The sequence below is a fragment of the Prosthecodimorpha hirschii genome, assembly GCF_001305515.1.
Classification (GTDB): Bacteria; Pseudomonadota; Alphaproteobacteria; order Rhizobiales; family Ancalomicrobiaceae; genus Prosthecodimorpha; species Prosthecodimorpha hirschii.
In genome coordinates this window covers 6,087,028-6,102,203 of record NZ_LJYW01000001.1, presented here as the reverse complement: position 1 = coordinate 6,102,203, position 15,176 = coordinate 6,087,028, and the positions used below count along the sequence as shown (strand labels likewise).

General features: G+C 70.2%; 11 protein-coding genes and 1 tRNA gene. 3 read left to right on the top strand and 9 right to left on the bottom strand.

Features of this window, described 5'->3' with window-relative positions:
- Nucleotide 1: 1 nt before the first annotated feature.
- From ABB55_RS26805 to ABB55_RS26785, 5 genes are all read right to left on the bottom strand, one after another.
- Nucleotides 2-2,731 carry a valine--tRNA ligase gene (locus ABB55_RS26805; protein WP_054361566.1) on the bottom strand — a complete coding sequence of 910 codons (2,730 nt, stop codon included), beginning with the start codon at nt 2,729-2,731 and terminating at the stop codon, nt 2-4.
- Nucleotides 2,732-3,468: 737 nt separating this feature from the next.
- A complete protein-coding gene (locus ABB55_RS31180) occupies nt 3,469-4,125 on the bottom strand; it encodes a PopZ family protein (protein WP_276326416.1) in 657 nt (218 codons plus the stop codon).
- Nucleotides 4,126-4,379: 254 nt separating this feature from the next.
- The gene (locus tag ABB55_RS26795) at nt 4,380-5,819 is read right to left on the bottom strand and encodes a TolC family outer membrane protein (protein WP_394367207.1); all 1,440 of its coding nucleotides are present in this window, start codon (nt 5,817-5,819) and stop codon (nt 4,380-4,382) included.
- A gap of 286 nt (nt 5,820-6,105) precedes the next feature.
- A complete protein-coding gene (locus ABB55_RS26790) occupies nt 6,106-6,777 on the bottom strand; it encodes a protein-L-isoaspartate O-methyltransferase family protein (RefSeq protein ID WP_054361563.1) in 672 nt (223 codons plus the stop codon).
- Between the two features lie 263 nt (nt 6,778-7,040).
- A tRNA-Cys gene (locus ABB55_RS26785) sits at nt 7,041-7,114 on the bottom strand.
- Between the two features lie 157 nt (nt 7,115-7,271).
- Here ABB55_RS26785 and ABB55_RS26780 point away from each other — a divergent pair.
- Nucleotides 7,272-8,951 carry a methyl-accepting chemotaxis protein gene (locus ABB55_RS26780; protein ID WP_054361562.1) on the top strand — a complete coding sequence of 560 codons (1,680 nt, stop codon included), beginning with the start codon at nt 7,272-7,274 and terminating at the stop codon, nt 8,949-8,951.
- An 83-nt stretch (nt 8,952-9,034) separates the two neighbouring features.
- On the opposite strand, the gene ABB55_RS30535 is transcribed toward ABB55_RS26780, so the two are convergent.
- Together ABB55_RS30535 and solA are read right to left on the bottom strand one after the other, a co-directional pair.
- Nucleotides 9,035-9,274, bottom strand: a complete 240-nt coding sequence (locus tag ABB55_RS30535; RefSeq protein WP_054361561.1) for a hypothetical protein — start codon at nt 9,272-9,274, stop codon at nt 9,035-9,037.
- 611 nt (nt 9,275-9,885) lie between these two features.
- Complete coding sequence (solA, locus tag ABB55_RS26765) at nt 9,886-11,040, bottom strand: N-methyl-L-tryptophan oxidase (RefSeq protein ID WP_054361559.1); 1,155 nt, start codon at nt 11,038-11,040, stop codon at nt 9,886-9,888.
- A gap of 295 nt (nt 11,041-11,335) precedes the next feature.
- Here solA and ABB55_RS26760 point away from each other — a divergent pair, with 295 nt between their 5' ends.
- Both ABB55_RS26760 and ABB55_RS26755 read left to right on the top strand, forming a co-directional pair.
- On the top strand, nt 11,336-12,367 hold the full coding sequence (locus ABB55_RS26760; protein ID WP_054361558.1) for a histone deacetylase family protein: 1,032 nt from the start codon (nt 11,336-11,338) through the stop codon (nt 12,365-12,367).
- Nucleotides 12,364-12,846 (top strand): GNAT family N-acetyltransferase, encoded by a 483-nt coding sequence (locus ABB55_RS26755; protein ID WP_054361557.1) that lies wholly within the window; start codon nt 12,364-12,366, stop codon nt 12,844-12,846. The genes ABB55_RS26760 and ABB55_RS26755 overlap by 4 nt, the downstream gene beginning before the upstream one ends.
- A 59-nt stretch (nt 12,847-12,905) precedes the next feature.
- Here ABB55_RS26755 and ABB55_RS26750 read toward each other — a convergent pair whose 3' ends face one another.
- Together ABB55_RS26750 and ABB55_RS26745 are read right to left on the bottom strand one after the other, a co-directional pair.
- Entirely contained in the window at nt 12,906-13,772 is an 867-nt protein-coding gene (locus ABB55_RS26750) for a CE1 family esterase (protein WP_054361556.1), read from the bottom strand.
- Nucleotides 13,773-13,781: 9 nt separating this feature from the next.
- Nucleotides 13,782-15,164: a tetratricopeptide repeat protein gene (locus ABB55_RS26745; RefSeq protein ID WP_083463982.1), complete on the bottom strand. Its 1,383-nt coding sequence runs from the start codon at nt 15,162-15,164 to the stop codon at nt 13,782-13,784.
- Between the last annotated feature and the right edge of the window lie 12 nt (nt 15,165-15,176).

Here is a 15,176-nt window from a genome sequence, read left to right as displayed (position 1 = left end):
CTCAGCCGAGCCGCTTCAGCGCCTCGTCGACCTTGGCGCGGCGCTGGACATATTCCTCGCGCTTCTCGCGATTCTCTTCCACGACCTCCTCCGGCGCCTTGGCGACGAAGGCGGGATTGCCGAGCTTGGCGTCGATGCGGCCGATCTCGTCGGCGAGCTTCTTCAGCTCCTTGGCGAGGCGCCCGCGCTCGGCATCGACATCGATGACGCCTTCGAGCGGCAGGCAGGCGACGGTCTCGCCGATCACGATCTGGGCGGAGGCCTTCGGCGCCGCCTCGACCACGGCGATCGACGAGATGCGCGCGAGCCGGGCGATGACCGCCTCGTGGGTGGCGATGCGGGCGCGGATGACGGCGTCCGGCGCCACGAAGACCAGCGGGATCTGGCTCGCCGGCGGCACGTTCATCTCGACGCGCACGGAGCGGACCTCGGTGATCAGGTCGACCAGCCAGTTGATCTCGTCGGCGGCGGCATCGTCGGTGGTGCCCGGCGTGGACCAGCGGGTGGTGACCAGCATGGCCGGCCGCTTCAGCCCAGCCTCGCGCGCCGTCGCCGCCCACAGCTCTTCGGTGATGAAGGGCATGAAGGGGTGCAGCAGCTTCAGGACCTCGTCGAGCACCCAGGCGGTGGTGGCGCGGGTCTCGGCCTTCGACTTCGAATCGCCATCCTGCTGCAGGACCGGCTTGGCGAATTCCAGATACCAGTCGCAGAAGGTGTTCCAGACGAAGCGATAGGCCGCCCCGGCGGCATCGTTGAACCGGTAGGCCTCGATCGCCTCGGCGACGGTTTTGACCGTGCGCGCGCATTCGACCGCGATCCAGCGGTTGACCGTATCCACGGCCGCCGCCGGCTCGAAGTCCGAGACGTAGACGCAGCCGTTCATCTCGGCGAAGCGGGCGGCGTTCCAGAGCTTGGTGGCGAAGTTCCGGTAGCCGGCGATGCGCTGGGTCGAGAGCTTGATGTCGCGGCCCTGCGCGGCCATCGCGGCGAGCGTGAAGCGCAGCGCGTCGGCGCCATACTCGTCGACGAGGTCGAGCGGGTCGATGACGTTGCCCTTGGACTTCGACATCTTGGCGCCCTTCTCGTCGCGGACGAGGGCGTGGATGTAGACGTCCTTGAAGGGCTCGGTGCCCATGAATTCCAGGCCCATCATCATCATCCGGGCGACCCAGAAGAAGATGATGTCGAAGCCGGTGACCAGCACCGAGGTCGGATAGTAGCGCTTGACCTCGGCGGTGTCGTCCGGCCAGCCGAGCGTGGAGAAGGGCCACAGCGCGGAGGAGAACCAGGTATCGAGCACGTCCTCGTCGCGGGTCAGCGCGGTCGGCGCGCCATAATGGGCGGCCGCGGCGGCCAGCGCCTCAGCCTCGCTCAGTTCCACGAAGACATGGCCGTCCGGCCCGTACCAGGCCGGGATCTGGTGGCCCCACCACAGCTGGCGCGAGATGCACCAGGGCTGGATGTTCTCCATCCACTGGAAATAGGTCTTCTCCCAGGCCTTCGGCACGAAAGTGGTGCGGCCCTCGCGCACGCTGGCGATGGCGGGCTTCGCCAGCGTGGCGGCGTCGACATACCACTGGTCGGTCAGGAAGGGCTCGATCGGCACGCCGCCGCGGTCGCCATGCGGCACCATATGGGTGTGCGGCTCGATCTTCTCGATCAGATTGCGCGCTTCCAGCATGGCGAGGATGCGCTTGCGCGCCTCGAAGCGGTCGCGCGCCTCGATCGAGACCAGGGTCTCCTGCAGCTCGGTGTCGACCACCAGGCCCTTCAGGAACTCGGCATTGTTGGCGATGTCGATCGCGCCTTCCACGGTCATCACGTTGATGACGCGCAGGTTGTTGCGGCGGCCGACCTCGAAGTCGTTGAAGTCGTGCGCCGGCGTGATCTTGACCGCGCCCGAGCCCTTCTCCGGATCGGAATACTCGTCCGCGACGATCGGGATGCGCCGGCCGACCAGCGGCAGGACCACGTTCTTGCCGATGAGATGCGTGTAGCGCTCGTCCTCGGGATGCACCGCGACGCCGGTATCGCCGAGCATCGTCTCCGGCCGGGTCGTGGCGACGACGATGAAGGTCGACGGATCCTCGGCGTCGAAGCGCTTGCCCTCGATCGGGTAGCGCAGGTGCCAGAGGTTGCCCTTGATCTCGACCTGCTGCACCTCGAGATCCGAGATGGCGGTCAGGAGCTTCGGGTCCCAGTTGACCAGCCGCTTGTCGCGGTAGATCAGGCCCTTCTTGTGCAGGTCGACGAAGACCTTGAGGACCGCGCGCGACAGGCCCTCGTCCATGGTGAAGCGCTCGCGCGACCAGTCGCAGGAGGCGCCGAGGCGCTTCAGCTGGTTGGTGATCGTGCCGCCCGACTCGGCCTTCCAAGCCCAGACTTTCTCGACGAAGGCCTCGCGCCCGATCGCCCGACGGTTCGGCTCCTGGCGCTCGGCCATCTGCCGCTCGACCACCATCTGGGTGGCGATGCCGGCATGGTCGGTGCCCGGCTGCCAGAGCACGTCGCGGCCGCGCATGCGCTCGAACCGCACCAGGATGTCCTGCAGCGTGTTGTTGAGCGCGTGGCCCATATGCAGCGAGCCGGTGACGTTGGGCGGCGGAATGACGATCGTATAGGGCGCCGCGCCCGGTTCGGCGCCGGCCCCGGCGCGGAAGGCCCCGGCCTCGTCCCAGGCCTCGGAGATCCGCGGCTCGACAGAGGCGGCGTCGAAAGTCTTCTCAAGCATAGGCTCGGTCTCGTAAGGCTCGGCGCGGCCAGCGGAAGACGCCGCGCGCAATCGGGGCAGGATCGGCAGGCGACCGATAAGCCCGAGCAGGCGTCGGGTGTCAACCCGCGGGCAATATCCGAGCTCGCGGGGCGGCCCGCTCCGCGCTGTCGCGATCCCGACCGGGATGGCAAGGCGACCACCCTCAATCGGCTCTTTCCCGTCGCCCTCACGAGTGGGGAGCACGGGAAGGAACCAAGGCGGCCGCGGGGCGGAGACGACTGCTGGAGGGGTGTGAGCGGACGGCCACATAACCCCAAGGTTTCAAAGCAGTATCCCCTTCTCCCCCGCTCGGGGGAGAAGGTGCCCGAAGGGCGGATGAGGGGGCGAGCCCGCAACAGGCTTCATAGATTCGGTTTCATTCCGCGCCGAACCGCGAGGTCTTCCCGGTCCGCACGATCCACCCCCTCAACCGGCCTTCGGCCACCTTCTCGCCCCAAGTTTGGGGAGAAGGGGAAGGAGCCGAGATGGCGGTGGAGGTGCGGCGAACTGACTTCAGCGGACAGCCACATTACCCTTAAGTGCCAACGGGTTACTCCCTTCTCCCCTCGCGGGAGAAGGTGCCCGAAGGGCGGATGAGGGGTGCGCCCGCAACAAAGTCGAAGCTTGCAGCGGCAGGGCGGATCGTGAGGGCTTCCGGGTAGGCGCAAGCAGCCCTTGAACCGGCTTCAGCGCCCTGCCCGGCCCCGCTCGGTCGATCAGCGCCCGCGGGTGACGCGCTCGATCTCGGCGCGGACCAGGCGCTCGACCATGGTCGGGAGATTCTGGTCGAGCCAGGACTTCAACATCGGCCGCAGCATGTCCTGGACGAGGTCTTCGAGCGTGCGCGCGTTCTTGTTCAAGACGGTCAGGGCCAGATTGTCGAAGGCCGACGAGACCACCTGATCCGTCGCATCCGACAGCAACCGCTCCTCGTCGAGCGGCATCGGGCGCGCGGCCGGGCGCGGCGGCGCCGGCTGCGCACGCATCCGTGGCGGCGGCGGTGGCGGGGGCGGCGGCATCCGGACCGGCTCGGGCTCCGGATCGCTGAATTGCAGGTCGTCGTCCTCGGGCGCCAGGTCCAGCACCTCGTCGGTCAGATCGAGCACGTCGTCCGGCTCGTCCAGCATATCCGGTTCCGGCGCGAAGTCCGGTTCCGGCTCGGGGTCCGGCGCGGCGGACGCAAACAGCTTGTCGAGCTCGTCCTCGGAGATCCGCTCCTCGGCCTCCGGCTCGACCGCGACGGGCGCGGGCGCCGGAGCGGCCGGCGGCGAGACGATCAGCTTCCCGGCCGGCTTCTCCTCGTCGGCGATGATCCGGCGAATCGACGCCAGGATCTCCTCCATGGAGGGTTCCTGCGCTTGAGCCTTGGCCATGAGCCCCCCTGGCATTCCCACGCTGTCGAATCGGCGACCGCACGCCGTGTCGGCCGCAGTCCTGGCCGACCGATTCGAACCTATTCATGGAACTATAGTGGCAGTAATGCCGGCCGGATACGCAGCCCTGCCGTCGGGACCGCGTTTATCCCCGACCGGCCCACCGGGATCGGACCGCCGGCGGGGGGCGGCGGCCATGACATCGTCGGTCGCGGGCCGATCGCAACGGCCCGGTCGTTCTTGCCGTGCGGTGGTCAGCGACCATCCGGGGTGCGCAGGCCGAACCACTTGTCGCGGACCTGCTCGAAATGTTCTTCCGGATTGACGCGGACGACCTTCAGTCGAAGATTCTCGGCACTGAGCTTGCCGACCGCAGAGGCGAGCGAGAAGGCCGCCACGACCCGGTTCCGGTCGGCCGTGACCTGGTTGACCTGCGCGTCGATCAACTCGTTCTGGGCGTTCAGCACATCGAGCGTCGTGCGCTGACCGACGCGCTGCTCCTGGATGACGCCATCGAGGGCGAGCTGGGCCGCATCGACCTGCGCCTTGGCGGCGATCACCGAGGCCGAGGCGGCTTCGAGCTGGCCCCAGGTCGCGATGACCGCCTGACGGACCTGATCGCGGGTCACGTCGAGCTGGATGCGGGCCGTGCCCAGATTCTCCTTGGCCTGGCGGATGCGCGCATACTCGGCGCCGCCCTGATAGAGCGGGACGGTCACGTTGACGCCGATCTGCGTCGAATTCTGCCAGTTGGTGCCCGGCGACGGATCGACGCTGCGCGAGGCCGAGGCCTGCAGATTGACCGACGGCATCAGTTCGGCTTCGAGCACCTTCACGTTGAAGGCCGCGACATCGATGTTCGACACGCCGGCCAGGATGCCCGGATGGCCGCCCTGGGCGAATTCAAGTCCGGCCTGGACGGATTTCGGCAGCAGCTTCTCAATCGGGATCGAGCCGGTCAGCCGCTTCGGCTCGATGCCGACCACCTGGCGGAAGGTCGCACGGCTGGCATTGACGGTCGCGCGGGCCGCGTTCAACTGCGAGATGGCCAGCTGCAGGCGGGCATCGGCCTGCGCCACATCGGTCTTGGTCCCCTCGCCGACATTGAAGCGATCGCGCGCGGCGCGGACCTGCTCGGTCAGGAACTTCACGTTGGTTTCGCGCAGGCTCACGATCGCGGTGTCGCGGATCACGTCCATGAACACCTGGGCGGCGTCGAACAGGACATCCTGCTCGGTCGAGCGGGTCAGCTCGCGCTGGGCGCGAACCGCGGCCTCGGACTGCTTGACCGAATTGGCGGTCTGAAAACCGTGCCAGATCGGCTGGACCAGGCTCAGGCTGACCGACTTCGGATAGTAGGTGTTGGTGCTGGTTCCGGTGACGGTGACCGGCACCAGGGCATAGCCGGTCGGCTGGGACCCCTGCAGGGTGTTCACCGTCGAGGTCCGGCTGGCTTCCAGCGTGCTGCGCGAGACCGACGCCGAAGCGCTGATCTGCGGCCGGTAGCCCGACATGGCGATCGCGACACCCTCATCGGTCGAGCGCGTCTTGGATCGCTGCGCGTTCAGCGACGGATTGTTCGAATAGGCGAGCGACAGCGAGTCCAGCATGGTCTGGGCAGCCGCGCGATCGGTCGATACAGCCAATGCGAGAAGGGCCGCACCCGACAGGATTAGTGCCTTGGTACGCAACACCACTCTCCTTCAATGCTTGAGAGGCGCACCGACTGCGTCGGTCGCCGGACTCGTTCCAGACCCCAATGTGGATCAAGGGACCCGGGCCGCGTAGGGGCAAAGCTCGATATTAACCGCTATTAACGACCGTTGCGGCAGACGGGCAACACTTCCGACGAATGGAATTCCACGCCTCCGCAGGGATACTGCGGAGACGTGGCGGGATTTCGCCGAGCGATCACTTGTTCGTTATCTTCCAGAGCCTTGCTGGCATCAGCCCGATTGCCAAGGTCAGGGCTGGGCAGAATCAGAAGACGAACTCGGCCGCCTTCTCGAAGCCCGGCAGCGGACGGGCCGCGGCGTTGAAGCGGGCCCGACCCGACAGGGTTCCGCCGCTCGACCGGTAGAGCTTCGCCCGGCCGGCAAGGCCGTAGCCCTCGATCGCGACGAGGCGCCCGCCCTCGGCAAGCTGGCCGGCAAAGACCTCCGGCAGGGTCTCGATCGCGCCATCGAACAGGATCACGTCGAACGGCGCCTCGGCCGGCGCACCGGCGGAGAGACGACCGACCACCACCTTCACAGTGTCGAGACCGAGACCGGCGAGCGTGCGACCGGCCTCGGCCGCAAGTTCCGCATCCTCCTCGAGCGCCACCACGGCGGACGCCAGGCCGGCGACCAGGGCCGCCGCGTAGCCGGTCGATGCGCCGACCACCAGCACCTTGTCGCCCGGACCGATCTCGGCGAGCTGAATCAGCTTGGCGAGCGGGGCCGGCTGCATGAGGAAGCGGCTGGGAGCGCCGGAATGCCCGGGCTTCACCTGCATGTGCTCGTCGATATAGGCCAGCGAGCGCAGCGCGCCCGGCACGAAGAGCTCGCGAGGAACGGTCATCATGGCGTCGATCACGCCGAGATCGGTCACGTCGTTGGTTCGGACCTGGTTGTCGACCATGGTCCTGCGCGCCGTCGCCCAATCGGTCATCGTCTCGGTCCCATCCCTGCAAGGCCCGCCGCCGGGCCGCGATCCGCCGGGTTCATAGCGCTTCCGCGGGAGCCGCGACAAGTAGGATTTGGGCGGACCCGGGTGTCGGAGCGGCGGCCTGCGGCCGGCACCGCGTCCGCAGGCGTCTCACCAGGACGGCCGGGTCGGTTCGCCGGTCCCCTGCGCGGCACGCGGGCGCACGGCCTCATCCGGGCAGACGATGGAGGCCCGGTCAACGAACGTCAGGATGTCTGGAAACGATATGGAGGCCTCGTCCGGAATCGAACCGGAATACACGGATTTGCAGTCCGCTGCGTAACCACTCCGCCACGAGGCCGTCGCAGCGGTTGATAATCGAGCGCGATCCGATGGGCAAGAGCTTTTCGGCACGCCATCCGCCGACGGCGCGGGAGCCGCGGCGGGCGCTGTAGTCGGATCGTTTACGAAAGGCGGCGAACATCTGCACGAAACGCAATACTAAAGAGGAAGCGCTCATGCGGTCGATCTCGATTCGAAACAGACTGATCGGGACGATTGCCGGATTCGCGCTGTGCATCGGCACGATCGGTCTGGTGAATTCGCTCAACGTCGTCAAAATCGAGGCCGGCGTTCTCGAAACGCAGTCCAACTGGCTGCCGGGCCTGCGTCAGGTCGGCGAACTGCAGCGGGCGACCACCGACACCCGAGCCGCCATCTTCCAGCACATCCTCGCCGCCGACGAGGACGGCATGGCGGACGCCGAGGCCCGCTACCGGGCGGCACTCGCCAAGGTCGCGGCCTTGCGGGCGGACTATGCCGGAAAGACGCTGTCCGCCGCCGAGACCGATGCGTTGAAGGCCTTCGAGACCGCCTGGGCCGCCTATTCCGGACAACTCGACGATATCGTCAAATACTCGAAGACCTACGCCAAGGACGCGGCCGGCCAGTTCTACAATCAAAAGGCGGCGCCGTTGATGGAGACGGCCCTCAGGATCGTCGACCGGCTCGCCGCCATGAAGGCGGAAGGGGCGGACGCGGCCGGCGCCCAGGTCGTCGCCACGGCGACCTCGGCACGCAATCTGATCATCAGCCTGGTCGGCCTCGGCATCCTGCTCGCGATCGCGATCGGCTTCGCCTTGGTCAGAAGCATCGGGCGCGGCATCGGATCGGTGATCGTCCCGATGCGCGCCCTTGCCGCAGGCCGGCTCGACGCGCCGGTGCCGCGCCTCGATCCGCGCACGGAAATCGGCGCGATCGCCGAGACCCTGGAAACCTTCCGGACGGCCCTGGTCGCCAAGGCGGCGGCCGAGGCCGAGGCGGCCCGCGAGGCCGAAGCCAAGATGCGGCGCGCGAACCGGCTCGACCAGTTGACGCGCAGCTTCGAAGACCGGGTCTCCGGCCTGATGCGCGACCTGCAGGGCTCCGCCGCCCATATGGAAGGATCGGCCCGCGGCATGGCGACGATGGCCGACGACACCGACCGACGCGCCCAGGACGTGAGCAACGCCGCCAGCCTCACCTCCGACAATGTCGGTGCGGTCGCCGAGGCGGCGCGGCAGCTCGGGCGTTCGATCGAGGAGATCGCCGGCCGCGTCGGCCTGTCCTCCGAGATCGCCGCGCGCGCCGTCGAGGATGCCCGCCGCACCGACGGCAGCGTCCAGGCGCTGGCGGTCAGTGCGGAACGGATCGGCGACGTCATCGCGCTGATCAATTCGATCGCCGGCCAGACCAACCTGCTCGCCCTCAACGCGACGATCGAGGCGGCACGGGCCGGCGAGGCCGGGCGCGGCTTCGCGGTGGTCGCCGCCGAGGTCAAGGCGCTGGCCAGCCAAACCACCCGTGCGACCGAGGATATCGGCCGCCAGATCGCCGAAATCCAGCAGGCGACCGACGGCGCCGTCACGGCGATCCGGGCGATTGGCAACACGATCGGCGAATTGGACCGCATTGCCGTGGAGGTCGCCGGCGCCGTCGAGGAGCAGAGCGTCGCCGCGCAGGCGATCGGCCGCAATGTCGGCCAGGCATCGGACGGCACCGCGACCGTCTCCGGCGGCATCGATCATGTGCGCAAGGCGGTCGGCGAGACCGGGCGCGCCGCCGGGACGGTCCTGGACTCCGCCCGCGACCTGGTCGGCCGCTCCGGCGAGATCGGCCGCGAGATCGGGGCCTTCCTGCGCGAGGTCAAGTCGGCCTGAACCGCAAGACCCGCCCGGCTCGAACGACAGCGGCCGGCCCGGATCACCGGGCCGGCCGCAAGCGATTCAGGGGGGGACCGGAATTACTGGTTGGTCGCCGGAGGCGTGGTCGCCGGCGGGGTGGTGGCGGCCGGCGGCGTCACGGCCGGGCCGGAACCGGTGGCGCCGGGCGGGGTCGTGGTCGTCGGCGTGACGGCGGTCGAGGCCGGCGGCGGCGGGGTCGTCGTGGTGACCGTGGTGTTCGGTCCGCGACCGATCATCAGGAAGGCGGCGATCGCGAGGACCACCGCGACGCCGGCGATGACGAGAGTGCGCTGCTGCATGTCTGCCTCCAGTTGCGAGCCGCAGGCAGCGGGTCGATCTCGCAGGATCGTTCCGGTGCGGCCGTCTGTCAGGCCATCAACCGGCGACGGTTCAGTTGGTTCCACACGCCGCCCCGCCGCGCCGGTCGGCACGGGCTCCGCCATAGGGGAGGAACGGCAATTCCGTGCCGCCGGTCGACCGGCGGGCACGCAAACCAGGGCTCGCGGACCTGGATCCGCATCTTCGTCCGGCGGCGGATATCGTGGCCGTGCCGGCGCCGGCGCGCGCTCAGCCGCGGCCGAATCGGCGGGCGATATCGTCGCGGCTCTGCTCGTGCCCGCGGCAGCCGGCCGGCGGTTCGATCACGATGACGCGATCGAACCACATGCCTGCCGGCGAGACCCAACCGAAGCGGATGCAATCGGTCCGCACCCGGCAGCTGGCGCAGGGGCCGGCGGCAGGCGCTTCGCTCGGCCGTTTCGCCGAACGATGGGCATCGGCGGAGACCGGATGGGAAAGGTGGCATTCGGAGTGCGGCATGGGTGAAGAGTGCCCGAAGCGCCGCCGGCGGGACATTCGCAGTCGCGCCATCCGGCACTGCCCTCCCTCGGGATCGTACCGATCGCGCCGATCAGGACGCGCCGCGCGAGGACCGCGCTTCGAGGGCCGCCCAGGAGAAGGGCGCGATCGGCAGCGGCGTCGCGCCGGTCAGCGTCAGATCGGCCAGAATTTCGCCGATCACGCTGGCGAACTTGAAGCCGTGGCCCGAACAGGGCGAGGCGACCAGGATGCGCCGGTCGGACGGCGCACGATCGATCAGGAAGAAGTCCTCCGGCAGGCGGCTATAGGTGCAGGTGGCGGTCTGCACCGGCTCGCCGTCGAGGAGCGGCAGGCGCGCGGTGAGGAAGCGTCGCAGGACGGCGACATCCTCCGGCCCGGCCGGGCGGCGGGCATTGTCCGGACCGACCGGCTCGTCGAGATGGCCGTGGCGCGCGACCTTGACGGCGGAATTCTCGAAGGCCGGGAAGCCGTAGTGGGCGCCCTCGGCGCCGTCGTCGACGATGAAGACCGGGAAGCGGCCCGGCCCGAACGCCGCCATGTCGCGCGGCCAGAACCAGCCGAGCACCTGCCGGGTCGGGCGCAGATGCGGGGCGATCTCGGGCACCAGATCGGCGAGCCACGGCCCGGCCGCGACGATCACCTGCCCGGCCTCATGGCGGCCCGTGTCGGTGACGACCGTGACGGCGCCGGGGCCGGGCGCGATCGCCAGGACGCGCTCGCCGAAATGCAGCCGCGCGCCGGCCTCCGCCGCCAGGCCGATCGACGCGGCGACGGCGGCCTCCGGTCGCAGGTAGCCGCCGTCCGGCTGCCACAGTGCGACGTAATCCTCCGGCAGTTCGAAGACGAGATAGCGCCGGCGGATCGCGGCCCGGTCGAGCAGTTCGTGCATCAGGTCGTAGCTGCGGCACGACGCCAGCGAGCCGGCGACGACGGCGCCGTCGGGGCGGCCGATCTCCAGGGTGCCGGTGACGGAGAGCAGGCTTTCCCCGGAGCGGCGCTCCAGATCGCGCCAGTTCTCGTAGGCGCGCCGGAGCAGCGGCACATAGGCCGGGTCCTCGAAATAGGCCAGCCGGATGGCGCGCGACCGGCCATGCGAGGAGCCGTGGCCATGGGCGATGCCGAAACGCTCGATGCCGAGCACGCGCGCGCCGCGGCGGGCGAGATGGTCGGCCGCGGCAGCCCCCATCGCGCCGAGCCCGATCACGATCACGTCGAATGCAGCCATCCCGGCACTCCCGCTGTCGCCCGCAGCGCCGCGTCGCGCCGTCCGGATCGCGGCCGGCGCCTGAATCACGACGATCGGGGCCAAGGCTGCGCCCGGCGCGGGCGGACGGCAAGAGGCCGAGGGTATGCCGGGACGCGTCCGAAACCCCTTGTTTGCGCGGGTCTTCCGGTCATCTCCGCGATGCCTCGCGGACCGGAAATGCACTAAGGTCACGCCCCATCGGATCGCAACGGCCGTCCCGGGACCACCGGCCGCGCCGGCAGCAGCCCTCCCTCACCAACCGGAGTCCGGGTCGATGATCACGCTTTTCGATGCCGCCAGCCGCCGCCACGAACCGCCCGGCTTCGTCGTCGCCGGACGCCTGCAGCCGAGCCCTGAGCGGCCGGAGCGGATCGACATGCTGCTCGACGGGCTCGGCCGGCTCGGCGTCGCGCCAGTCGCCCCGCCGCCGATCGAACTCTCTGCCGCCGGGATCGTCCATACCGAGCGCTATCTCGCCTTCCTGGCGACGGTCGTCGAGCGCTGGGCGCGGGTCGGCGGCGGCAGCGCCTGGCCGGTGCCCAACATCCATGCCCTCGGCCGCGCGACGCTGCCCGAGCCGAGCTATCCGGACAGCGTGATCGGCCAGGTCGGCTACCATATCGGCGACGGGTCCGCGCCGATCCTGCCGGGAACGCTGGACGCGATGCTGGGGGCCGCCGCCAGCGCCCTCGAGGCGGCGCGCCTCGTCGTCGGCGGCGAACGGCTGGTCTATGCGCTCGCCCGGCCGCCCGGCCATCACGCCGCCGCCGATGTCGCGGCCGGCTTCTGCTATCTGAACAATTCCGCGCTCGCGGCCGAGACGCTGGTCCGCGCCGGTCACCGCGTCGCGATCCTCGATGTCGATGTCCATCACGGCAACGGCACGCAGGCGATCTTCTACGACCGCGCCGACGTGCTGACCGTCTCGATCCATGCCGATCCGGCCCGCTTCTATCCCTTCTTCTGGGGCTATGCGCACGAGACCGGGCGCGGCACCGGCGAGGGCTTCAACCTCAATCTGCCGCTCGCCCGCGGCACCGGCGATGCCGACTATCTCGCCGCCCTGGCGACGGCCCTCGACCGCGTCCGCCGCCATGAGCCGACCGCGCTGGTCGTGGCGGCCGGGCTCGACGCCTCGGCGGAAGACCCGTTCCAGGGCTTCGCGGTGACGACGGCCGGCTTCGAGGCGATCGGCCGGGCGATCGGCGCGCTCGGCCTGCCGGCCTGCGTCATCCAGGAGGGCGGCTACCCGTCCCCGTCGCTCGGTACCAATCTCGCAGCCCTGCTCGGAGGCCTCGGCGCATGACCACGCACCCCATCATCCGCCCGGCCCGCCCCGAGGATTGCGACGCGATCGCCGATTCGGTGCGCCGTCTCGCCGCCGACACCGCCTCGCCGACCGTGCCGCGGATCAGCGGCGCGACGCTGAAGGCGGAGGCCTTCGGGCCGCATCCGCATGTCCATCTCTGGGTGGCGGATGCCGGCGACCGGCTCGCCGGCATCCTGATCGGCGTGCGCACGCTGTCGACCTGGCGCGATGCGGCCGGGCTCTATGTCTGCGATCTGTGGGTCGACGGCAGCTATCGCGGCGCGCGCCTCGGCGAGAAGCTCCTGGCCGAGGCGGCCCGCGCCGCCCCCGCCCTCGGGCTCGGCTTCATGAAGCTCGAAGTCGCCGCGCAGAATGTCGACGCCATGCGCTTCTATCGCCGCCTCGGCTTCCGCGCGCTGGAGAGCGACACCCTCTGGGTGTTGGAGCGGGCGGCCTTCGAACGGCTGGGATCGTAGCGCGGGCCGGGTCCGCGGTTGGCATGGCCGGCGCGCCGAGGAACGCGGTTCGGGCCGGGTCAGCGCGCCAGCATCCAGCCGAGCGCCATGTCGACCCAGCCCGGCTCGACCCAATGCCCGCCGCCATGACGACAGGAGACGATGGTGCCGCCGCCCGCACAGTCGTCGGAGCGGCAGGCGAGGCCTGCCGGCAATGTGGCGGCCGGCAGCGGTGCCGCCGCCCGGCAGGATTTCTCCGCGCGCAGGAAATCGAGCATCATGTCGGAATTGCCTTGGCGCAGGCCGTTGCGCAATTCCCGGCCGGCCAGCGGAAAGACCGTGTCGGTCGTGCCATGGATGTGCAGCAGGTCGGTCCGCCCGGCCGCGCAATGCTCCGGATAGGGCGGCCAGAGCGTGCCTGAGAAGGCGACATGGGCCGTGAAGACCGGCTGGCGCCGGCAGGCCAGGGTCCAGACCATGGTGGCGCCGATCGAGAAGCCGAAGGCGGCGACATGGCCGTCGTCGACCGGCCAGCGCCGGCGGACATCGTCGAGGACCCGCCCCACGAAGGCCGGCTCGTCGCGTCCCTCCGGACGGGCGCGGAAGTTCCAGCTGCCCTCGGCCCCTTCCGGGACGACCAGCAGGACCCCGCGGCGCGCGAAGGGCGTGACCAACGGCCGGTCGCCGATCACCTCGCCGGGATCCTGCCGGTAGCCGTGGAACCAGACCGCGACGGGAAGCGGGTCGCGGCCGTTCCAGGCCGGCGGGACGACGGCGCGATACCGCCCGCCATCGACGCGACAGCCCTCGTCCGGACAGGCCGCATCCGCTGCATTCGCGGCGGCGGACGGCCCAGCGGCAGACGGCCCCGCACCGGCCGGGCTCCCGCCGACGAGGGCCATCACGGTGGCCAGAAGCACCGCGCGGGCGAGACGAAGCGGGACCATGCGGCCCTTTCAGTGATGGGCGGGCACCCGGTGCCCGGCGAGCGCCGCGGCGGCGATCACCGCGACCGGTCCGCGGCGGCAGGCCTCCAGGATACGGCGCGCGACGCGGTTCTGCGAGCCCCGGGCAGTCATGCGCCGCTCGGCCGCGGTGGCGGCCTCGTCGAGGCGACCGGCCGCGACCAGACACTCGATGCGGATCTGCTCGAAGATGTCGCGCTGCGCATTGCTGCCGCCGACCAGCACCATGTCGTCATGGGCGGCATTGAGCAGTCGCGCGGCCTCGGCCGGATCGCCGTCCTGCCAGGCGATCAGCCCGCGGGCCGCCGGCACGCCGATCAGGCGCGCCACCGCGCCGTCATATTCGCCGGCATCGCCCCCACCGACCGCGCGCGCCAGCCTGCCCGCCGCATCGCGCCGGCCGGAGCGTAGCAGGGCGAGCAGGTAGTGCAGGTCGGCGAAGACCAGCTGCCGGTCCTCGACCCGGCGGGCCGCGATCGCACCGACCTCCTCCCAGCGGTCGCCGACATCGACGCCGTCGAGTTCCAGGCGGGCGAGCAGCGAGGCGGCATTGGCGATGTCGCGGTAGTCGTCCGTGCGCTCGGCGCGGATGCCGGTATCGTAGAGCGCCAGCACCTTGTCGACCGCACCGGCCTCCAGATGCATCAGCGCCAGATGCCAGACCATATGGGTGCCGAAATTGTTGCAGTGAGCCCAGGCGGCGGTGGAGCGCGACAGGAACTCGATCCCCTCCCCGACCCGTCCGGTCATTTCCATGACATGGGCGACCGCATGCCGGCCCCAGGCGTCGCGGGGGGCGAGAGCGACCGCCTGCCGGCCGTGCCGCTCGGCTTCGGCGAAGCGGCCGTGCTCCTCGAGCGCGAAGGCGCGGCAGCCCATGACATAGCCGGCGAGCGGCGTCTCGGCCGTGAAGGCGCCGGCGCGCGCCTCGATGGCGGCCAGCATGCCGTCGCGATCGCCCATCATGAAGCGGATGCCGTGTGCGAGCTTGAGGGCCAGAGCGTCATGCGGATGGGCGATCAGGACGCCTTCCAGCCGGCTCGCGGCCACGCCCGGGCGGCCGTCCAGCCAGGCCGCCAGGGCGTCCGCATAGGCCGCCTCGCGAGCGGTGACCGGACGCTCCGCCATCGAGGCCCGGGCGGCGGCCAGGGCCGCGGCGGCGGCCGGTCGCAGTTCGCCGCGGGCCAGCGTCATCAGCATGATGCCGCGTGCGGCCTGACCGAGCGCGAAATCCGGCGCCCGGTCGAGCGTCTCCGCCAGGCTCGCCGGCGTCGCCGCGGCATGGGAGAGGACATTCTCGATGGTCCGGTCCCAGGCGGCGAGCGCGACCGGATCGGCGAGGGTGATGGGGTTTCCAAGGCGGTCGGCGGTCATGGCAGGCTCCGA